The organism is Vibrio sp. 10N.286.51.E5, assembly GCF_041469125.1.
GTDB classification, from domain to species: Bacteria; Pseudomonadota; Gammaproteobacteria; order Enterobacterales; family Vibrionaceae; genus Vibrio; species Vibrio crassostreae_C.
Genome location: NZ_JBFRJZ010000038.1, coordinates 1 through 21,016 on the forward strand (window position 1 = coordinate 1; position 21,016 = coordinate 21,016).

Annotated in this window: 21 protein-coding genes; 7 read left to right on the plus strand and 14 right to left on the minus strand. The window is 44.8% G+C overall.

Annotated elements, in window-relative coordinates; translation table 11 throughout:
• Positions 1-61 precede the first annotated feature (61 nt).
• Positions 62-523, minus strand: coding sequence for a TetR/AcrR family transcriptional regulator (locus AB4161_RS14230; protein ID WP_372083501.1), 462 nt, complete (start codon positions 521-523; stop codon positions 62-64).
• Between the two features lie 530 nt (positions 524-1,053).
• Here AB4161_RS14230 and AB4161_RS14235 point away from each other — a divergent pair.
• Positions 1,054-1,353 (plus strand): YfcZ/YiiS family protein, encoded by a 300-nt coding sequence (locus AB4161_RS14235; protein ID WP_017062761.1) that lies wholly within the window; start codon positions 1,054-1,056, stop codon positions 1,351-1,353.
• Between the two features lie 36 nt (positions 1,354-1,389).
• Here the strand turns inward: AB4161_RS14235 and AB4161_RS14240 are convergent, their stop codons facing one another.
• Positions 1,390-1,686, minus strand: coding sequence for a YnjH family protein (locus AB4161_RS14240; RefSeq protein ID WP_017067955.1), 297 nt, complete (start codon positions 1,684-1,686; stop codon positions 1,390-1,392).
• 103 nt (positions 1,687-1,789) lie between these two features.
• Between AB4161_RS14240 and AB4161_RS14245 the strand changes: the two genes are divergently transcribed.
• Entirely contained in the window at positions 1,790-2,389 is a 600-nt protein-coding gene (locus AB4161_RS14245; protein ID WP_017062763.1) for a hypothetical protein, read from the plus strand.
• 165 nt (positions 2,390-2,554) lie between these two features.
• Here AB4161_RS14245 and AB4161_RS14250 read toward each other — a convergent pair whose 3' ends face one another.
• Positions 2,555-3,661, minus strand: coding sequence for a 1-acyl-sn-glycerol-3-phosphate acyltransferase (locus AB4161_RS14250; RefSeq protein WP_137001459.1), 1,107 nt, complete (start codon positions 3,659-3,661; stop codon positions 2,555-2,557).
• Positions 3,662-3,836: 175 nt separating this feature from the next.
• Here AB4161_RS14250 and AB4161_RS14255 point away from each other — a divergent pair, with 175 nt between their 5' ends.
• Positions 3,837-4,463 carry a hypothetical protein gene (locus AB4161_RS14255; RefSeq protein WP_017064307.1) on the plus strand — a complete coding sequence of 209 codons (627 nt, stop codon included), beginning with the start codon at positions 3,837-3,839 and terminating at the stop codon, positions 4,461-4,463.
• A gap of 133 nt (positions 4,464-4,596) precedes the next feature.
• On the opposite strand, the gene AB4161_RS14260 is transcribed toward AB4161_RS14255, so the two are convergent.
• Both AB4161_RS14260 and AB4161_RS14265 read right to left on the minus strand, forming a co-directional pair.
• Positions 4,597-5,088 (minus strand): hypothetical protein, encoded by a 492-nt coding sequence (locus AB4161_RS14260; protein ID WP_372083502.1) that lies wholly within the window; start codon positions 5,086-5,088, stop codon positions 4,597-4,599.
• 27 nt (positions 5,089-5,115) lie between these two features.
• A complete protein-coding gene (locus tag AB4161_RS14265) occupies positions 5,116-5,637 on the minus strand; it encodes a nicotinate-nicotinamide nucleotide adenylyltransferase (protein ID WP_372083503.1) in 522 nt (173 codons plus the stop codon).
• Between the two features lie 109 nt (positions 5,638-5,746).
• Between AB4161_RS14265 and nadE the strand changes: the two genes are divergently transcribed.
• Entirely contained in the window at positions 5,747-6,577 is an 831-nt protein-coding gene (gene nadE / locus AB4161_RS14270) for an ammonia-dependent NAD(+) synthetase (RefSeq protein ID WP_017062768.1), read from the plus strand.
• Positions 6,578-6,683: 106 nt separating this feature from the next.
• On the opposite strand, the gene AB4161_RS14275 is transcribed toward nadE, so the two are convergent.
• Positions 6,684-8,555 (minus strand): hybrid-cluster NAD(P)-dependent oxidoreductase, encoded by a 1,872-nt coding sequence (locus tag AB4161_RS14275; RefSeq protein WP_017067429.1) that lies wholly within the window; start codon positions 8,553-8,555, stop codon positions 6,684-6,686.
• A gap of 217 nt (positions 8,556-8,772) precedes the next feature.
• On the opposite strand from AB4161_RS14275, the gene AB4161_RS14280 reads away from it, so the two are divergent.
• Together AB4161_RS14280 and pyrC are read left to right on the plus strand one after the other, a co-directional pair.
• Positions 8,773-8,931, plus strand: a complete 159-nt coding sequence (locus tag AB4161_RS14280; RefSeq protein ID WP_102495160.1) for a YqaE/Pmp3 family membrane protein — start codon at positions 8,773-8,775, stop codon at positions 8,929-8,931.
• 192 nt (positions 8,932-9,123) lie between these two features.
• Positions 9,124-10,152, plus strand: coding sequence for a dihydroorotase (pyrC, locus tag AB4161_RS14285; protein ID WP_017059963.1), 1,029 nt, complete (start codon positions 9,124-9,126; stop codon positions 10,150-10,152).
• Positions 10,153-10,268: 116 nt separating this feature from the next.
• On the opposite strand, the gene AB4161_RS14290 is transcribed toward pyrC, so the two are convergent.
• On the minus strand, positions 10,269-11,174 hold the full coding sequence (locus AB4161_RS14290; RefSeq protein WP_372083504.1) for a DUF808 domain-containing protein: 906 nt from the start codon (positions 11,172-11,174) through the stop codon (positions 10,269-10,271).
• 175 nt (positions 11,175-11,349) lie between these two features.
• On the opposite strand from AB4161_RS14290, the gene AB4161_RS14295 reads away from it, so the two are divergent.
• The gene (locus AB4161_RS14295) at positions 11,350-12,276 is read left to right on the plus strand and encodes a M14 family metallocarboxypeptidase (RefSeq protein WP_017064294.1); all 927 of its coding nucleotides are present in this window, start codon (positions 11,350-11,352) and stop codon (positions 12,274-12,276) included.
• A gap of 203 nt (positions 12,277-12,479) precedes the next feature.
• Here AB4161_RS14295 and AB4161_RS14300 read toward each other — a convergent pair whose 3' ends face one another.
• The 7 genes from AB4161_RS14300 to AB4161_RS14330 all read right to left on the minus strand — a co-directional run bounded on the left by AB4161_RS14300 (position 12,480) and on the right by AB4161_RS14330 (position 20,985).
• Complete coding sequence (locus AB4161_RS14300) at positions 12,480-14,087, minus strand: BCCT family transporter (RefSeq protein WP_136980001.1); 1,608 nt, start codon at positions 14,085-14,087, stop codon at positions 12,480-12,482.
• A gap of 486 nt (positions 14,088-14,573) precedes the next feature.
• Entirely contained in the window at positions 14,574-15,146 is a 573-nt protein-coding gene (locus AB4161_RS14305) for a malate synthase (RefSeq protein ID WP_017064292.1), read from the minus strand.
• 236 nt (positions 15,147-15,382) lie between these two features.
• A complete protein-coding gene (locus AB4161_RS14310; RefSeq protein ID WP_372083505.1) occupies positions 15,383-16,303 on the minus strand; it encodes a cache domain-containing protein in 921 nt (306 codons plus the stop codon).
• 11 nt (positions 16,304-16,314) lie between these two features.
• Positions 16,315-17,655, minus strand: a complete 1,341-nt coding sequence (locus AB4161_RS14315) for a TRAP transporter large permease (RefSeq protein ID WP_372083506.1) — start codon at positions 17,653-17,655, stop codon at positions 16,315-16,317.
• A gap of 37 nt (positions 17,656-17,692) precedes the next feature.
• Complete coding sequence (locus AB4161_RS14320; protein ID WP_017059970.1) at positions 17,693-18,235, minus strand: TRAP transporter small permease; 543 nt, start codon at positions 18,233-18,235, stop codon at positions 17,693-17,695.
• A gap of 164 nt (positions 18,236-18,399) precedes the next feature.
• A complete protein-coding gene (locus AB4161_RS14325; RefSeq protein WP_136974686.1) occupies positions 18,400-19,401 on the minus strand; it encodes a TRAP transporter substrate-binding protein in 1,002 nt (333 codons plus the stop codon).
• A gap of 117 nt (positions 19,402-19,518) precedes the next feature.
• Positions 19,519-20,985, minus strand: a complete 1,467-nt coding sequence (locus AB4161_RS14330; RefSeq protein WP_372083507.1) for an NAD(P)/FAD-dependent oxidoreductase — start codon at positions 20,983-20,985, stop codon at positions 19,519-19,521.
• Positions 20,986-21,016: the final 31 nt, after the last annotated feature.

The following is a 21,016-nucleotide window of genomic DNA, read 5'->3' on the forward strand; positions in this document are numbered from 1 at the left end:
CCGGAAAGCCGCGATGAACCCAAAAAAAGCCCCCGTAGGAGCTTCTTTTATTGAGTGCTGATTATTGGCTCATACGAATCAATGATTTACCAATCAGCCACTCTAGTTCTTTACCGCTAGTATCGCCAAACTGAGTTTCATTCAGCTTGTATAGACGATCAATACCGTTTGCAGCGAACTCATGCGCGCTCTCAGCAGTAACGATATGATGGAAAAGTAAACGTAAGATTGCTAGGAACTCAGCGTCTTCAAGTGCTGCAACCCAGCTAGCTGAAAATGCGTCAAGGCCATTTTCGAAGTCAATGTGTTCCACGAACATCTTGAAAATACGACCGTCTAGAGCAGCAGTAAAATCCGTTTTCTTTGGAAAGTGATGACTTATACCTGTACGAGAAACACCCGTTTGTTGACTCAACGTCGTGTATGACATCTTGTCGTAACCCAATCTTAGTAGCTGGTCTACAACGGCATCCATGATTTTCTGGATCGTGATTTCTGTATCTTCTTTACTACGCTTTGGCATATTCAGGCTCTTCTCTTTGTAAATCCATCTAACTCAATCAAATGAAGTCAGAATGAAAATCGTTATCAGCATTATGTGAGCAAGGTATTTTTTCGCAAGTATTTATAACTAAATTCACACAAATACTATGTACGAACAATTTTACAGTGATGCCTCTTTGGACACTTTGTCTAATTATTCTTCGAAAATCACCTTACAATCCTAAGTCGATAAGTTTAAATAACTACTTAGAATATGAAATACCCAACGAAAAATTCATTGTATAAATACCTATCAAGCGATAGATAGTCTTATAAAATCATTTCTGGCGCAACTAAGTGAATGATATTCTGACATATTAATAACATTCCTCTTCAACAAAACGTGAGGTAAATCACATACATATTTGGCGGCGCGAATATAGATATTCATCAAACACCTTAACAAACAACATAGCATACCAGTATAAATTAGTTCAAAGGTTTTAATTTTTGTAGATACAGTTCGAATTGCTCGTTAGAATAACCTCAGACTTTGTAAGAGGATTATTTATGAGCCAAGATATTGGTAACAACGATGTATGTGAGGCTTGCGGCTGTGCAGGCGAAATCGGGTTCATCATTAAAGAAGGCGACGATGTTGCTGAAGTAACGGTTTACGGAAACTCAAAAGCACTGATTGAAGCTGAGTTTGCTAAGTATGTTGAACTTGCTAAACAAGTGTCTAGCAACGTTGAGTTCGAAGCATCAGAGATGACTGAAGAAAGCACAGAGTTGCACGCTCGCTTTAAATTTGAAGTTAGCGCTGAGAAGATTATTTTTGAACTTAAGACTCGCTCTCTAGCGCGTTAATATAAGCATTTATATGCTTATTAAAAGACGAGTGAATTACTCGTCTTTTTTTAATTGAACCCAAGCCAGTGACCCATTTTGCTCAAAATCGTTTTCTGCAGCGCACTGAATCACTACGCCCCCCACCTCTAACACTGCCCCAATGCTATAAGCCTTGTCATCGTAATAACAAACTCGTTGCTGTTGACCGCCTTGTGTCACCACCACCGCAGCTTTACCGGGCGTTGAAATTACTTTGTTGGCACTCGCAGACATTGAACCAAACACTGAAGCGGCTATCAGAAAGACCTTAATAATTCGTATATTTACTCTAATCATTAATTTACCTATCATCTTTGCTCCATTCCTCGTTAATCTACCGCCAAATGGGTAAAACACTATGCGAGATTAATTTTTCCATTATAGTGTAAGCGTCTATCGTAATAAGAAGCCTGTTATGCTCAGAATAATTGCACTTATTATTGGTTCCCTAACCATAACAAATGTCAGTGCTGAACCACTCGATCACTATCAAATATTGAACCATCTCGATAATTACGGAAACTTATATCTACGAAATAAGCCTTATACATCACTTCCAACTGGCTTGGTGGTAGATGGTAATCTCAATATAGAGAATACTGCGATCACACGCCTACCCAAAGGGTTAGAAGTGAACGGCAGCCTTAAAGGCTCTAACAGCCAACTCGCTCGAGTCCCGAGCGGGGTTAAGATAAAAGGTTACGTCGACTTGATTGGCAGCCAAATCACCAGCTGGCCAAGAGGTGTAAGAGTGGGCGGCTTTATCAACCTCACCGACACTCCACTGGAAAGGCTACCGAATGGCTTTAGAGTAAAAGGCGATCTGAGCGTGATCCGCACTCCTTTAACCGAGTTACCCAACGGGATCGTGATTGACGGCGACCTTTATATAGGCGGTTCTGGGATTACAACATTCCCCGAGACCATGACAGTCAAAGGCAACATCTATCTGGGCGGCAACACCGTAACCAAATGGCCAACCAATCTAGATCTCGGTGGTGCAGTCGCTCGCTAATTCAGGCTAATGCTCTAATGCTCTAATGCTCTAATGCTCTAATGCTCTAATACGTTAATGCTCGATCGCAGCAACAAATGGTGATTCAGAAACAAAAAAGGAGCCCAAGGCTCCTTTTTCAATTCAATCAAGTTGCTAATCAACTAGCAAGCTAACTAACGCTCGTTAACCAATGTTCTTCACTGGGTTGGCGTAGCTATCGATCAAGTACTGACGCGCACCTTGTGGCAGGCTCGATAGTTTAGCTTCAAACTCTTGCTTAACGGCCGCTGTAATCGACTCGTCTTCTTTTTCTGCTGCCAGCAAGTTTACTGGGAACAGTTTGTAGTTATCGTGGATCTGACGATCGATCTCTTCAGCAAGCGCTTCAGGGGTATCAAAATCTTGGTCGATAACCTGACCGAAGCCAACGTGAACGCGTCCTTTATTACCGATGATGCCTTGAATGATACTTTCGATATCTTCAAACTCACCCTTTTCGTAACTGCCGTTTACGTCTTTTTCGAAAAGCTCTATCGCTTTAGCCGTGTCACATGGGTCGTTCTCGTAAGAAATAGCCACAGGAACAATCTTCAATGACTTCACGTATTCAGGGAAAGCAATTTTTTGCTTACGTCCTTCAACGTGGAACATTTTCAAAATTGCTGGCTCAGTAAAATCGTTACCGTCTTTCGCACGACCTTCCTTTTGAGCGATCCAGATTGAGTTGCCCGTTTCTAGAGAGTGCTTAATGTAAGAAGACAACTGCCCTAGCGCTTTCATCATCTCACGCGGTCCTTTCAAAGAACGCTTTACGATGAAGCTCTTATTTAAACGCATCAATTCAGTCGCACATGGCTTTTTCAACAGGTTGTCTCCGATAGCGATACGACAAGTCTGATGATTATTTTGATGCAGAGCGTAATTTACCAACGCAGGATCCATAGCAATGTCACGATGGTTTGATACAAACAGATAAGCTTGGTTCGCATCCAGTGACTCGATACCAGTGTACGTCACACCGCTAGTGGTTTTCGCTAACGTGTCGCGTAAGTACTTTTTCACTTCAATCTGAATGGATTCAACGCTAGTCAGCTTGCTCCATTTCATTTTTAAGTACACACGCAAAATCGGGCTCATTAATGCTTTGAACCAAGACGCATGGTTTGAAAAACGGTAGTGCAAGATTGCACTGATAAATTCTTCATCATTAATAAGACGGTTTAGTGCCGCTGGAATTTCATCATCGCCGTAAGGGCGAATATCAACATATGGATCGGTTGGAGAGGTCATTTTTTAATTCATATAATAAAAAGCTGGCTCATTCTACGCGTTGTTTTGACTTCTCGCAGCTACAGAGCCCATACTTTTGACAAGGTCAGACCAGAAACATTGAAAATCCCCTGTTATTGTTGGCATTCTTTAAGATTAACGGTAATCTTGACGCCCCAAAATTAAGGTACTATCTATGAACTTCGCTATTGAATATACATCGGCTTACTTTTCACACTTGGTGATCACACCACGCAAGAAAGTACTTAAACATAGCCTTGTATCGGTTCAAAGTGGCTTGGTTTTGATTAAGTTAGGCAAACAAGAGTATGCCGTTGAACCAGGACAAAGCGTCTGGATTCCATACGACTGCCTAACGTCACTGACCTACTTTCCAAACACTCAGGTTAACCGTGTCGATTTTTCTGTTCGTTTGACGGATTCATTCCCAAGACAAGCGGGTTACATCACGCAAACGAACCTCTCTTCGGCACTACTAGAAAAGCTAGAACAAACCAAAGCTCGTGCTTCCAATGCCAATAATACGGAACAAGCGTTTAAAGATATGCTTTCTGTCTTGAAGCAAGAAGTGTTGTCGTTTAAACCACTGCTTTGCGAAAGTGCTCTTTCTCAGCGATTCAATCAATGGAACATTGATGATTCAAACCTGCCACAAGAGCACACTCTGGTGATGGTGATGCGAGAAGCGAAGAAACGCATGCAGTCAGGTCAAAAACGTTCACTTGTGATTGATGATCTGTTCTCAGGTAAAGAAGAAGAGTTCGAGCAACTGTGTATGCTTGTTTTTGGTGAAGATTTATAGCTTGCCGGAAAGTGAGTGCTGGTATTAAAACTCGCAAGCCAGATACTAAAAAGCCGCAAAAACTGAGTTTTTGCGGCTTTTTTAATTCTTACTATTTAGACGTAGATAGCAATCTATCTGTGTATCTGCCTGTCTAAAATGGCAACTCAACCTGCATCATTAGGTCGGCGTCACGTGAGTTGTGCCAACGATAATCAAAGCGCATACGCGGCTGCCCTTCGACTTTCTCGCCAAAACCGATACTAAGTTGAAGACCATGATTCATCAACCACTCTTCAGTCGACATATCATACTGCTCGTCTTCAAGGTCTTCTGGAAACCACATACCCAAGCCAACATAGTTTGACTCAATGCTTTGTGTCAGCAATGGCGAGTCTTTGGTTTGAAGAACCCAGTCAGACCAATAGTCCGGTGTGCTTTCCGGTTCATCATCGCTCAGCCCACTGATTTCCATCATACGTTGGCCAAAAGACTCAATGCTGGTCGAGAAATCTAGACAATTGTCATCTTCATCTTCATCAGAAGTCAGCATGATTGAATCTAAGCTAAAAAAATCACACTCAGCATACGCAGGCATACTACATGCTGCCATGATCAACGTCGCTGGTATCGCGCTCTTTAGCATAGTCCTCTGACCTCTTGATTAGTGAACTCACATTATCTGATACAGTCCACTATCTTGCAATATCTTTGTAACTGACTTTGTACTCAGTTTTGCAACATCGCTTCCACTTATCAGTGCATTACGTATGTCTGTGCTGCGAATTTTCACTTTTTCAGGGCAAGCCATTACAGACCACTGCTCGGTAATCTCATCTGATTTATAGAAAGATGAGAACTTAAAGAAGTTATCTGGGCCAATAACAAACGTCAGTTCAGCGTCACGATGTAACTTTTGAAGTTCACTGAGCACTGCATAAGTCGTGACGCTTTCACCTGGGGTAAATAGGCTCTTTTCGATCAAAGAAAGCTCCACTTGATCCAGTGAAAGATCGCTAATAAATGCGTTAACTAACTGACATCTCATATCAAAGTCTAGCATCTCTTTTCCCCAAGCATGGGCAATACTTGGAACGAGTAGAATTTTGTCAAAGTGAGCCAACGAATCAATCACACTTTTGTGCCCTAAGCTCGGTGGATTAAACGCACTACCGAAAATGGCTATTTTTTCCATTGTTTATTACTGCCTTCTCTTTCTAAGCTTGTGCAAAGAGGTTTTTAAATCGGATGATTTAGGTATGATAACACTAGATTTTTAATTTGCTTGCAGGAAAGGAATACGAATGGAACAGTTAATTCGTGACGAAATGCGCGTACTACCTTCAATTGACCCTCACTTCGAAGTGACTCGTCGTGTGGACTTTATTAAAACGAAACTTCAGCAGTCAGGCTGCAAGTCTCTGATCCTTGGTATCAGTGGCGGTGTAGACTCAACGACCTGTGGCCGCTTGGCACAGATGGCCGTGGATAGCCTGAATGAAAACTCTGGCAGCAACGACTACCAATTCATTGCGGTTCGCCTACCTTACGGCGAACAAAAAGATGAAGATGAAGCACAACTTGCTCTCTCTTTCATCCAGCCTTCTCAATCTGTTTCTGTAAACATCAAAGCGGGTGTTGATGGGCTTCACGCAGCATCTCACGTTGCACTTGAAGGTACAGGTTTACTACCAACAGACTCAGCAAAAATCGACTTTGTTAAAGGTAATGTGAAAGCTCGCGCTCGCATGATCGCGCAATACGAAATTGCGGGTTACGTTGGTGGTCTTGTGATTGGTACTGACCACTCAGCAGAAAACATCACTGGCTTCTACACCAAACACGGTGACGGTGCATGTGATTTAGCGCCTTTGTTTGGCCTGAACAAGCGTCAAGTTCGTGAACTTGCAGCAACGCTAGGTGCGCCAGAGCTATTGGTTAAGAAAGTGCCTACTGCCGACCTAGAAGAGCTTGATCCACAGAAAGCCGACGAAGCAGCATTGAACCTTTCTTACGACCAAATCGATGATTTCCTTGAAGGTAAAGAAGTCCCTCAAGACGTGTCAGACCGCTTAGTAGGCATCTACAAAGCAACACAGCACAAGCGTCAACCGATCCCAACGATCTACGATTAATTGTTTGAATTAATCTTAGAATCAAAAAGGCCGGAAGTTCATTTCAGTGAACTTCCGGCCTTTTCTATTCAATGTGCTTTTCTTTCTGGCCTTCCGACCTACCGAGTTAGTCTACAACTTCGATATCAGTTTGAGGCACACTGCAACACGCCAGTATTTGCCCCATGTTGCGTTCATGCTCTTGCAACGCCGGTACATCAGGTTGATGAACTTGCCCAGACTCAAGGGTCACTTTACAAGCACCACAGAAACCCGCGCGACAGCTTGATGCGATAGACACACCTGCCGACTCAGCTTGCTCTAGTAGTGTTGATTGGTTGTTGCCTTCGAACAGGTAGCCGTTAACGCTCAACTGCAGTTGCTTCACCGCTTCTTCCGTTGATTGAGCAACACCAAACGCTTCTTGATGATAATGCTGAGGATTCAGCCCCATTTGAATCAGCAATTTCTTGGCATTATCCATAAAGCCGTCAGGGCCACACACGAATGCTTGGCGCTTATGAAGGTCCTCAATTTTGGCGACATGAGACACACTCAAACGACCTGACAAACCATCCCACTCTTTCGTTGGTTGGCTTAGTGAATAAATCACACTTAGACCAGCATGTTCGCGAGCGATCTTATCAATCTCAGCTTGATAAGGGATATCTTCTTCACTGCTGCATTGGTGATAGAACACCACATCATCAATCTGACCATGGTCGGCTAAGTAACGAAGCATCGACAACATAGGGGTGATGCCGCTTCCCGCTGATAACAGCAGTAATGGATGTGTTGGGTTATCTTCTAAGTAGAATGCGCCATCTGGATTCTGAGCAACTAGCGTGTCACCGACTTGGAAGTGATCATTGAGCCAGTTTGAGATTTGACCATCGTCCACTCGCTTCACGGAAATCGCCAAACGACCTGCGCGTGAAGGGCTAGAAGATAACGTGTAACGACGAGACACTTTCTCGCCATTAATCACCATTTCAATCGGTAGATGCTGCCCCGGCTGATAGCTTGGTAATAAATTGTTCTCTTTCGCTGGCTCTAGCCAAAAGGTTGTGAAGTCGCGAGCGATCTCTTCACGCTCGACGCAAGTTAAGTGCAGTGACTCGACCCAAGAGTCTTCGTAATGTTCTTTCTCTTTGGTTTCAAGTACCTCAACAACGTCACCCGCTTTCACCAGACCTTCATTTTTCGCCACAAGGTTCTGACCAAAGAAAACGCCACCACGTTCATTGGCTCTGAACGTAGAAAAGGTATTGAGTGGCTCTTTTGTTGCTCTGAATTCGCCGCTCTCAACATCGACTGTCGTTAGGATACAGCGCTCACAAGGCTTCACCGCTTCGAATTCAACCTCACCAATTCGAATGCGCTTCCAACCATCTTCAGCAAACGCTTCAGTGTTTGAGACGACAAAATTGGTGCGGAACTGATCCATGGAATGCGTTTCAGGACTACGGCGATTGAGCTCATCAAGCGAAGCTTGGCTGATGATTAACATCGGGTAACCATCGGCGAAACTGACATTCTGACCAAGCTTTTCTCGAACACGATTAGATTGCTCACCACAGAACAGAAGTTCTACGCGAACACCAAGCACATCGCTAAACCAATCATCCGCCTCGTCGTTGGTGGTATACGCAGTGAAGCTATCTTTCCACACTGTTGCAGGCGCTTCTTGCATCTTGAAGTTTGCATATTTTAGGCGCAGCGGTTCTTTGCCTTCGTAAGTAAAAATCAAACCGTCTGGCTGCAAGCTAGAAGACACCTTGACCATTTTAGGGTACTTACGCGCCGTCACCATTGAGCCGTCAGCCAAGGCCAACATAAAACGTCTGTCGAAGGTAAGGCCCTGTTTTTCGACCCAAGCAGAAGAGAGTGCAATCCCACCTACTGATTTAACCGGAAACACATTAATTTGAGATAAGGAGGGCTGTTGACCTGAAAGCTCTTGCTCCAAAGCCTTTTGATCCAAAGGTGACTGCGACATAACGATTCCAATGTTTTGTTGTTTGTCCCAATGCTAACAAATGGTTATAAATAGATAAACTGGCAGGCATTAAACACTTGATACTAAGCTAGTATCTTGAGATGTTTAGCTTTCTATCTTGATACATTAAGGCAGCAATGCAGTAACACTCTCCATACGTTCTATAATGTGAACACGGTTATCGCATTGAACTTTCATTGAATAAAAAGGATTTATCATGAACAAACTCGTCATTATCATCTTATGTGTACTACTTCCGCCTATTGGCGTGTTCTTCGCTCGTGGCGCAGGTAAAGACCTATTGATTAACATCATCCTGACTTTCTTCTTCTGGGTGCCAGGGATGATCCATGGACTCTGGGTGGCGACTCGCTAACCCGTATCCAAAAATAAATACTGAATTAAAACGGCATAAAAACAAGCTCCTAGCCCTGAAGAGTTAAAAATAGGATGAAATGAAAGTGCTTTTCCACTATCATCCTGTCGCCTAAACGTAAGCGATTGCTTTCACAGATTTCGCCGAGTTTAGGCTCCAACTACATAACACTTCAAATGGTGGGAGCCTTCAATGACACAACTTACGATTACTCGTCCTGACGACTGGCACGTTCATCTACGCGATGGCGAAGTATTAAAAGATACAGTTCGCGATATCAGCCGTTACAATGGTCGAGCGTTAATCATGCCAAATACCATCCCACCGGTAACCGATACCGAAATGGCTCTTGCTTACCGTGAACGCATCATGGCAGAGCAGCCAAGTGAACAATTCCAGCCTCTAATGGCACTTTACCTGACAGACAACACAACACCTGATGAAATTCGTAAAGCGAAAGAATCTGGCGCTGTTGTAGCAGCGAAGCTATACCCTGCTGGCGCGACGACTAACTCTGATTCAGGTGTAACTTCAGCTCAAAAGATTTACCACGTACTCGAAGCAATGCAAGAAGTGGGTATGTTGCTGCTGGTACACGGTGAAGTAACGGCTCACGATGTTGATATCTTTGACCGTGAAAAAGAGTTCCTAGACACAGTTCTAGCACCGATTGTTAACGACTTCCCTAACCTGAAGATCGTTCTAGAGCACATCACGACGGCAGATGCTGCGACTTTCGTTAAGAACGCTAACGAGAACGTAGCGGCAACCATTACTGCTCACCACTTGCTTTATAACCGCAACCACATGTTGGTTGGCGGCATTAAGCCACATTTCTACTGCCTACCTATCCTTAAGCGCAACACACACCAGTTAGCACTTATTGAAGCAGCAACAAGCGGTAGCAAGAAGTTCTTCTTGGGTACAGACTCTGCACCACACGCTAAAGGTGCAAAAGAGTCAGCATGTGGTTGTGCAGGTTCTTACACAGCGCACGCTGCGGTTGAACTGTACGCTGAAGTATTCGATTTAGAAGGCAAGATTGAGAACCTAGAAGCATTCGCGAGCCACAATGGCCCAGACTTCTACGGCATGCCACGTAACTCAGATACAATTACGCTCGTTAAAGAAGAGTGGAATGTTGCTGAAACGATGCCTTTCGGTTCAGACATCGTTGTGCCAATCCGTGGCGGCGAGGCGATTGCTTGGTCTGTAAAATAAGCACTTGGGCTGTTAATTAAACACGACCCATTAGACTAAAAGGGGCACCATAATGATTATGGTGCCCCTTTTTCGTTTCGTGGAGAGAGGGTTTTATTAAGACCAATAATGAGCGATTACTTACCGCGAATTTTTCCAATCACCGTCCAACCTGCAACGACGATCAATCCAGCTAAGACACCAATCACACCATTCAACAGCGTTGGTACCACCGCGGTTGCAATCGAATGTCCACTGAAGTCCATAATAATCGGTTCAATTAAATGATGAATCGCAGGAACGTTGTGAACCACAATACCGCCGCCAACCAAGAACATCGCAGCAGTACCGACCACCGCAAGCGTCTTCATTAACTTGGGCGCAAACGCGACTAGCCCGTTACCCAATCGAGTTTTAATGCCACTGCCATTCGATGTTCGCTGGAGATAGAAACCTAAATCATCCAGCTTAACGATCCCTGCCACTAAGCCATAAACACCAATCGTCATCACAACCGCTATCAAACTCACCACAAGAATCTGGGTCACGATACTTGTACCCGTTACGGTACCCAGCGCAATTACAATGATTTCCGCAGATAAGATAAAGTCAGTCCGAATCGCGCCTGCTACCTTTCTCTTCTCATACTCTTCAACAGATTCACCCGAGCTGCTTTCCTCATCTTTCTCTTCGTGTTGATGAGCATGAGGAAAAAGCTTTTCTAAGATTTTCTCTGCCCCTTCAAAACAAAGAAACAGACCACCAATCACCAGTAGTGGCATGATCAACCAAGGAATGAATGCACTGATCAATAGTGCTGCCGGAACCAAAATCAGCTTGTTTTTAAATGAGCCTTTGGCGACCGCCCATACCACTGGGATTTCTCTTTCAGCAGAAACACCGGATACCTGCTGGGCGTTAAGGGCTAAATCGTCACCTAATACGCCTGCGGTTTTTTTAGCGGCTACCTTAGACATCAATGCGACATCATCCAACACGGTTGCAATGTCATCTAACAGTGTTAGTAAACTTGCTCCAGCCATTTTGTTGTCTCTTTATAAAGAATTGAACCATCAATAAAATGTAACACCATCAATTCAATCATCAAAGTTATGAGTCTGTAAAAAATAAAGTCACAAGTTGTGTTTTCTATTGCTGTCTCTGTTAGACAGGAATAGTCTGTCTTAATCTTTCACGAACATAAAAGAAAAAGTATAGATGAAAAGTGAATCTACCTACCCGATTGGTAAGCCAGGGCAAAAATGGCAACAAGCAGAACGTGAAGCATGGTTAGCTCAACGAACGGTTAAGCGTGAATACCAGCAAGAAGTTGTACCAAAGATTAAAGCACTTGCAGACCGCTTTGACATCGAACAATACGGCGCACTGAGCTACGACGAAGCTCGCTTCCCACTCTTCGCTATCAAGAGCAAAAACTGGGACGAGTCAAAGCCGACGATTCTGGTGACAGGTGGTGTTCACGGTTACGAAACCAGTGGCGTGCATGGCGCGATCAAATTCGCTGCGACTCAAGCAGAAAAATACACGGCGCACTTCAACATTGTTGTCGCACCTTGTGTGAGCCCTTGGGGCTACGAAGTGATCAACCGCTGGAATCCAAATGCTGTTGATCCAAACCGCTCTTTCTACGACGGTACGCCAGCAGAAGAATCAGCAAACCTACGAGCTCTAGTAGCGTCTCTGCCAGAAGTATTGGTTCACGTTGACCTGCATGAGACGACTGACTCTGATGAAACTGAATTCCGACCTGCACTCGCAGCTCGTGATGGCATTGAGTACATCGAAGGTATGATCCCAGACGGTTTCTACACTGTTGGCGATACTGAAAACCCACAACCTGAATTCCAAGCTGCTGTCATCGCTTCAGTTGAAAAAGTAACCCACATTGCGCCTGCGGATGACGAAGGCAAGATCATTGGTTCAGACGTCACTCAACACGGCGTGATCAACTACCCAATGAAGAAGCTTGGCTTATGTGGCGGCGTGACTGACTGTAAGTACGGTACAACCACAGAGGTTTACCCAGACAGTGACAAAGTAACAGACGAAGAGTGTAATGATGCTCAAGTTGCTGCTGTTGTTGGTGCTTTGGATTACGTTATTCAGCACGAATTGAACGCATAAGCTCATACCCGCTAATAACTAGAACCGAGCACCTAGAACTAAGAACGAAAAGAGCCACAAGTGATGATTCACTTGTGGCTCTTTTTTATCTGGTCTCTGATTTCTTCCTAGGCATAAAAAACTCTCTTGCACCAAGTACAAGAGAGCTTTGAATCATGCTGAGTAAAGTAAATCTCTATCTAGCGACTTACTTAATTCACGATTTATTTTGTAGTTTGAGTTACGGTTTCTTGCCCTTTACCGACTTCTGTCAGTAGGCCTTTCAACAAGCTCACACAACCAATCAAAAGAATGATCGTAAACGGCAGTGCTGCAATAATCGTAATAGATTGCAGAGCTTGGATTGATTGAGTACCACCAATCCACAGCATTACCATTGCGATAGCGCCTGAGATAACCGCCCAAACCACTTTCTGTTTCACTGGCACTTCTAGTTTACCACCCGCTGTCATGCCATCGATAACGATAGAGCCTGAGTCCAACGTTGTAACGAAGAACACAATGATCAGTGCGACTGCGAGAACTGACAGAATGCTACCGAACGAGTAAGCATCTAGCATGTAGAACAAGCTTAGAGATACGTCTGTAATGCCTTGGTCGAGGCCAAGTTGTCCCACATGGTTAATTACTTGCTCGATAGCTACGCCACCGAAGATCGACATCCAAGCCGACGTTACCAATGTTGGGATAATCAGTACGCAAAGTAGGAATTCACGAACCGTACGGCCTTTAGAAATACGCGCTACGAACATACCGAAGAAAGGTGCATACGCTACCCACCATGCCCAGTAGAACACAGTCCAACCATGCAGCCATGTTGTGTCTTCACGACCCGCACTTTGGCTCAAAGCTACGATATTTTTCACATAGCCCGTTGCCGCCGTTGCCATTGAATCAAGCACAGTTGTGAAGTTCAATACAGCGATAAGACCAAGGAATATGAATGCAATAACCATGTTCAGGTTACTTAGGAACTTAACACCACCGTCCATACCACGTAGTACAGAGATGATCGCCAAGCCCATGATCAGAACGATGATAGATTGCTGAAGGAAGATGTTGTTTTCCAAGCCGAACACGTGGCTAATACCACTTGCTGCTTGTGTACCACCTAAGCCCAATGAAGTCGCAAGGCCAAACAGAGTAACCAGTACGGTTAGTACATCGATTACATCACCAGTTTTGCCCCACACACGCTCACCCAGAATTGGGTAAAACACAGAACGCATTGATAGCGGTAAGCCTTTGTTATAAACAAAGTACGCCAGACAAAGCGCCGTCATGCCATAGATAGCCCATGCATGAAAACCCCAGTGGAATACGGTTGCGCCTAGCGCCAGTTCACGACCAGCGGCTGTGAAAGGTTCTGCGTCTAATGGCGTTCCGAACCAGTTAGTGAAGAACGCAGTTGGCTCTGCAACACCCCAGAAGATAAGTCCAATACCCATACCTGCTGCGAATAACATCGCAATCCAAGATGACATTGAATAGTCCGCCGTCGCGTCTTCGCCACCTAAACGGATTTTACCCAACGGTGAAAAAGCAAGAACAACAGCAAACGCTAGCATGATGTTAGCTCCCCACATAAACAGGAAGTCAAACTTTGATAGAACAGCACCCTTAATAGAATCAATTGCAGCTTTAGCATCTGCAGGAGGAAGAGCAAGAAGAGTGATGATGAAGAGAAGAGATAAGCCAACTGAGGCTACGAAAACTGTGTTATGGACATCCATGCCCCATTTACTGACGTTGTCTTGACCAACTTGATAGTCAGTAGAATCAATACTGTACTTTTTTGATTTAAAACTCATAAATTATGATGTTCGCATATCCGATTCAACGAATATAAGGACGCTCTCCATATCCAACTACTACTTGATTGGCTCGCCGCATCGCCTAAATAAAAGGCAATAAAAATCACAATAGTTAGTGATAAATGGACTTACTGGCTCAATCCCAAGGCGCGTATTATAGCACAGCTCAAAGCATTTTGACTGAGATTTCGCTCAATAGTCGCCCAAACCACCGTTGACAATGATAGTTAACCTAATAAAAACAGAATAAAACAAAAGAACAAAATTATTTAAATACAACAACTTAAATCAAAACCACACACTGTAACGTCACATCCAAAATTTCTGCATATAATTTTGATAATCGCCCAATTTACTTATAGCTCTAATAAAAAAGCCCCGCTATAGGGGCGGGGAAAGTTACCAAAGGTAAAAGAGAAATCAGTGCTCAAATGTCAGTGCTGCGTCTCACAGATCAGCACTGCGCATTTCAAAGACAGTTCGTTAGATTGCGAAGCAAAAACCTAGGTTATAGTCTTCACCATTTTTCGCCGTGAACTCTTTGTCTTCACTTGATGCATTCGGGCGGCCACTTTCATCGCCTTTTACTAAGCTCACCCAGTGACGGATGCCAGAAGAACGGCTCGCCTCAGTTTGACCAAACGTAGTGCACGTCTCTAATTGGATATCTTGAATATCAACCAGCTCCAGACGGCCTGTGCCTTTACGAGCGCCGATTGTCACTTCAACGTGCGTACCGCTTTCATCACGGAATAGGATTGCTGAAGGCTTAGATTTATCACCTGTGTAAGCCACAAAGTGTTTAGCGCGTTTCAGTCCAGTATGTTCGCCATTCTTGAAGTAAACCTGAACGTGTCGGTAATCGATCTCGTAGCTCACTACGTCTTCATGTGAACCCGTCTCTAAAGGAAATAGAGTATCAAGCAACTGTTTCGCCATTTTTTGTTTTTCGAGTTGCTTGTCTGCTTTCACCATTTCGACGGCAAAGACAGCTTCAGCAATAAATGTTGAATGGTTTCTGTGAAGTTCTGTTTTGTCTAGTGTCAGCATATTCATAGTCTTTCCCTCTTACGGCTTTGAATTTCATGTCGGTCAAAAATCCTGATTGACCCTTTTCAAAATTGTTCTTTACTGTGTTGCTTCCATGCATTTCATACTACTTGTATTTTTAAAACAATTTCACAACAAAAATTTCACAGTGTGAATTTTACTAAATTGCTTTTTTACACAAACCGGCATTTCGAGCCCCCAGCCCTTTATTTAACTGGGTTGAGGGTTCCGTAGAAACGCGTTTACGTGTTGTTTGAATTTGTGTAATAACCCACCCCAACCAACTTATTGTCGATAACTCGATAGTAAGTGTGCTTAGTTTCCACTTTGCTCGACAGCGGATTTAACCATCGATAGGTGTAAACGCCACGACCATTTTCTTTGGCTCGATTTAACATCTCAGTGAGAATCGGTTTATCGTCAGGACTTAGAATCTCGCTGTGCGAACGCCCAACTAGCTCAGGAGAGACCCCATGCGCCAGCAACTTTCCAGAGCTCATATCCATCACAAACACATACAAATCCCCTTCTACAAAGCTGCCATCGGCATCATTAAACTCATTTAGGCTCTCTTGTTCTGACTCCACTATCGCGGTCATCGCTCTCGCCAGTAAATTCTTTGCTTCGGCCGCACTGGAACGTTCAGGGTAATAACCGACAGCGACAATCACATCACCCACACGTTCAAAGAAAGTCGTTTTCGGCTCACCCATTCGATCGGTCGGATTGGTCCAGTGATACTTCACTTCACCAAAACCCTTGTGGACCGCTTTGGTGATCATTTCACGGAAAAAAGGATTGCCGTAAACGTCTTGGGTATCCAACACACTGTCGCCTACCAGCACCATGGAAGAGCCGCCACTGGCAAGGAATTGGCCATCAATACCAAGAGCAAACACATAGAGCTCACCGTCTATATATTCGGCATCACTCATGAAGTCTTTCACGCTGTCGTCACCTTCTTTTTGAACGTGCACCACCGCTTTCGCAAGCAAGGTTTTAGCTCTTCTTTCAGCGTCACTGACCACATGTGGCTCAGAAATATCGAGCACATTGACTGGCTTAATCTCTTTCTCGACTTCTGAATGCTCTGCACGCAATCCAATGCCGCTGACCACAGCAAACAAGGCGCAGCCAATAAGGATTATTCTGGATAGATTCATCGTTGTGTCTCCTAATAGCCGACTAAGGACGGTAGCCAAAGCGTGATTTGTGGGAAGAAAGCGATAACGAAAACGCCCACGACAGATGCAAGTACAAAGGGATGGATCTTCGCGGTGATCTGCTCAACCGTAGAGCCACCAATCCCCGAGGCGACAAAGATATTTTCCCCAAGCGGCGGCGTTGCAAAACCTATCGATAAGGTACACACCACCACGATGCCCACGTGAGTTGGATCAGCGCCCAGCATGTACATGATTGGCAGTAAAACTGGCACGATGATCATGATCGCCGCTAAGGTTTCCATAAACATGCCGATGAACAACAACAAGGTAATGGTTAGCGCCCACACCATGTACATGTTGTCGGTAAAACTGAGTAATGATTCAGCCACGACAACCGGGATCTTTTGCTCGATCAACAAGCGTCCAAATACTGTTGCTGCAAAGAGGATCAACAACACACGTCCGGTGATCCATGTCGTGGTCGATAGAGATTTCATCACACTTTTGAACGACAATTCGCGGTGAATAAATACACCCACAAACAACGAATAGAATATCGCTACAACCGCAGATTCTGTTGGTGTGAACATGCCGCTGTAGATACCGCCAAGAATCAAGAACGGCGCTAATATCGACCATAAACCGCGGCGCAAGTAGTGCCTTACATCGCCAAACGACCAGGTTTCAGTCAACCCTTTATAGCCTTCTCGCTTAGCAATGAAGTAGTTGGTTACCACCAGCGTCGAAGCCATGATGAAGCCCGGTACAACCCCAGCAACAAACAGTTTTGGAATAGACAAAGAAGCAAACTGGCCGTGTTGAGCAATGGCTTCCGGTGGCGCCATTAAGCCCATTGCGGAGATACCAAAGATAACCAAGGGAATGGATGGTGGGATGATAATGCCCAAGCCACCAGATGCAGCAGTAACTGCCGATGCGTAGCTCTTATCGTAGTCACGCTTGACCATCGCAGGCACCATTAGCATGCCTACCGCAGCGGTGGTTGCAAGGCCTGAACCCGAGATAGCACCAAAGAAAAGACACGCCATTACCGTTGCTGCGCCAAGGCCACCTGTTACGGGACCCGCTAAGCTTTCGGCGATATCCACCAGACGTTTGGAGATACCCGCCGCCTCCATTAATGCACCCGCAAGAACAAAGGCTGGCAGGGCCATTAGCGGGAAGTTACCCACCGAGGTAAACGCGATTTGTACTAAAGCGATGGGATTTTTGTCGAGCAACATATAGGCCGCCATCGAAGCGCCAGCCAGTGATACTGTGATTGGTGCGCCCAGAATTAACAGCGTTAAAAAGCCACCAAATAAAATTAGAGTTAAATAGGATTCCATTATTACATCTCTCTATTACGACTATTCTCTGTGATGACTATTGCGCTGACTTTTGTGCCGTCATTTTGCGCAGCTCTTTGACTTCTGGATCTTCGTTGGTTGCGCCTTTGAATAAACGCTCATAGTTGTTCCAGATAATTCGAATCATCATCAGTGAAAACGCGATAGGTAAAATCATGTAGAAGTACTTCATCGGGATACCTGTAGTCTGAGACTTCCAAAACAGATTCATTTTGTTGAACACGAAGTCGTAGCTGAGGTAAACGAAGTAGCCGTTGAAACAGAGCCATAAGAAGTCAGCGATGGTTTCACTCACGGTCTGCACGATTGGCGGAAAGAATTTAAAGTGAAAGCTCACTCGGTTGTGCGCCGACATCTTGGCCGCAACAACAGCCCCTAGATAGGCAAACCAAACGAACATGTAAGTAGCGACCTCATCCCCCCAAGGGATAGAGTAATCAAAGAACTGACGAGTAAGGATTTGTGTAAACAGCAATAGGACAAAGCTTGCGAGCAGCAGACAACAGGTATATTCCTCAATGTTGTTTAGGTGCGTTTTTATTGTTTTAGCGACTGACATATAACCTCCAATGTTGATTTCCACATGACAACCAGTCGCTCACGGTCCTAAAAAGATCAGGTACAGAACAGATCAACGAGTACAGCCATGTAAATGCCCTATCTCACTGTTCTATAGCTAGGTGATTAAGTAGCGCAGAACAGCAGATAGGGCGAATCTAATCGTTACTTTCTACCTAGTAACTCAAGAACGTCGTCTAGCTTGTCTTTGCCTCCAATACTTGAGTAGAACTTAGGCCAAACTGACTTAGTCACCTTGCTGATCCACTCTTGCTCGTTGTCTGCTGGGTCTGTGAATACCATGCCTTTCGCTTGTAGCTCTTCGCGAATCTTGTTTTCTGTGTTTTCTAGATAAGCAAAGCTGTGCTCTGTCGCTTCCTGACCTGCTTCAAGGATGATCTTTTGCATTTCAGGTGTCTGTTGTTGGAAGACCGTTTCACTCACGATTAGAGGTTCCAAAGAGAAAATGTAGCGAATGTTGGTCACGTACTTTTGTACTTCGTTGAATTTCATCGCGTGGACTGTGATGTAAGGGTTATCTTGACCATCTACCACACCTTGTTGCAGGCCAGTGAAAGTCTCAGACCACGCCATTGGTGTTGGGTTTACACCCCATGCTTGGTAAGACGCGATCATGATTTCGTTACGAGGAACACGAATCACTAGCCCTTTCAAATCTTCTGGTGAAGCAACAGGCTTTTTCGAGTTAGTCAAAACCCTAAAGCCAGAATAAGCCCAACCTACGATGCGAACACCAGCATCACGAATCGTGTTATCAACTAAATCTTGGCCTACTTGACCTTGAGTCAGTAGCACTGCTTCTTCTGCGCTTTGAATCACGTAAGGCATGGTCAATAGACCAACGGTTGGAGAGAAAGGCGTCACGTTGTTGATCGCCAGTACAGAGAAGTCGAGAAGACCAATTGCCGCATCATTGACGGTATCTTGCTCATTGCCTAATTGGCCGTTCGGGAACAGATCGATTTTCACTTTACCGTCTGTTTTTTGCTCCATCAGTTCAGAGAATGAGGTCGCTAATTCCCACTGCGTACCACCAGCAGCATCGCCGATAGCCATTTTAAAATTCGCTGCTGCCGCGGTATGAGATAACACCGTTGTTGCTACAATAGTGACACCAGCAATAATTTTATTTTTAATCAATTTCATAGTCTTAACCTTTCCTATCATACAGACTTCCTGCCTGTACTTTGCTCACAAGGTGACCTGGTACAACTTTCCTGGTCGTAATTCTATTTCCCTATTTTGGAAACAATGTTCGGGTAGTTACAGCCTTTCATCCTTTAACGAATACCACTGATAAAGGAACCGCTGCCCCATTCTTCGAAACGGTGCAAACATCTCTGATTCCACCACTTCCCTCACGTTGGGGAACGGAAGTTTTGATTCAAATATTGGTAGGTCGAGCTTGTGACCTTCGCCTGCTATCCACTGAGCAAGGCGCTTACCTGCTTGAGCGGAATACATCACACCATTGCCGCCATACCCTAGTGCGTAGAATATGGATTGCTTTGGATTCGGCTGATAGATTCTTGGCATCATATCGTGGCTAACATCCACCCACCCCCACCATGAATAATCGATTTTGATCTGATCGAGAGACGGGAATTTTCGGGTTAAATCCGCTCTCAACATGTCTTCGTATTTCTTTTCAGGTGCATTCTTGCCACTGATGGCACTGCGTGTACCGATCTGCACTCGGTTATCGGGTAATAAACGGTAGTAATGACGCAAAATTCTGGTATCAGTAATCACCTGATTGGTTTTGAAGTTACACGCGGCGATTTCGTCTTGAGTTAACGGACGTGTCACCATCGAGTTAGAAAGTACGGGGAATAGGCGATTTTTAAGCTCTGAATGCAAGCCTTGGCTGGTATACCCGCCAGTACAAACACCGACAGAGCGAGCCTTAACCACACCACCTGGCGTTTTCAGGTAATGCACACCGTTGCGAGTTTCCCAGCCCATAACGGGACTCGATGGGTGAACTTTAACGCCGAGTGCTCTCGCCTTTCTTAGATAACCAAACGCCAGTTTCCCTGCATGGATACCAATACCTTCTGGCTCATGCATTGCGCCTGCCGCTTCTTGATCACCAACGTAATCACGCTTTACGGTTTCCGCATCTAAGATCTGCGCATCGTAATCGAACGTGTCGCGCAGCAACTTGGCTTCTTTTTCAAGTGTTGCCATCACTTTGGGACGATGGGCAACGTATAAGTGGCCGCCCGACTGTGGGTCACAATCAATGTCTTTGATCAGAGACTTAAAGGTGTTCATACCATCGACGCATTCGCGATGCATTTTCAGTGCGGTTTCTAGTCCCCAGCGTTCAATCCACTGAGAACGCTTCAAACGTCCTGACGCACACTGAGCCTGGCCACCATTTCGGGTACTGCAGCCCCAACTCATACGGTTAGCTTCAATCACAGTCGCTTTAATGCCGTACATTTCAGCAAGGTGTATCGCGGTGCTTAGGCCTGTGTAGCCTGAACCGATTATCGCCACATCCACATCCATATCCGATGTAATTGGACCATCATCTTCAGGTGGCGCGCCTGCGGTATCTACCCAATAAGTCGGGGCGTATTCCTTACCGTGACCTGGGCTCTTGTCTTTAAGTGGATCGTATTTTGGATCGTATTTATCTTGTGCTTGGGTGCTTTCTTTTGCTTGGGTGCTTGTCACCTTTGGCGGCACATCGGCTGCCGGTTGTTCCATTACTAAACTCATAATTCGACTCTCCTAGTCATAACACGTGGAC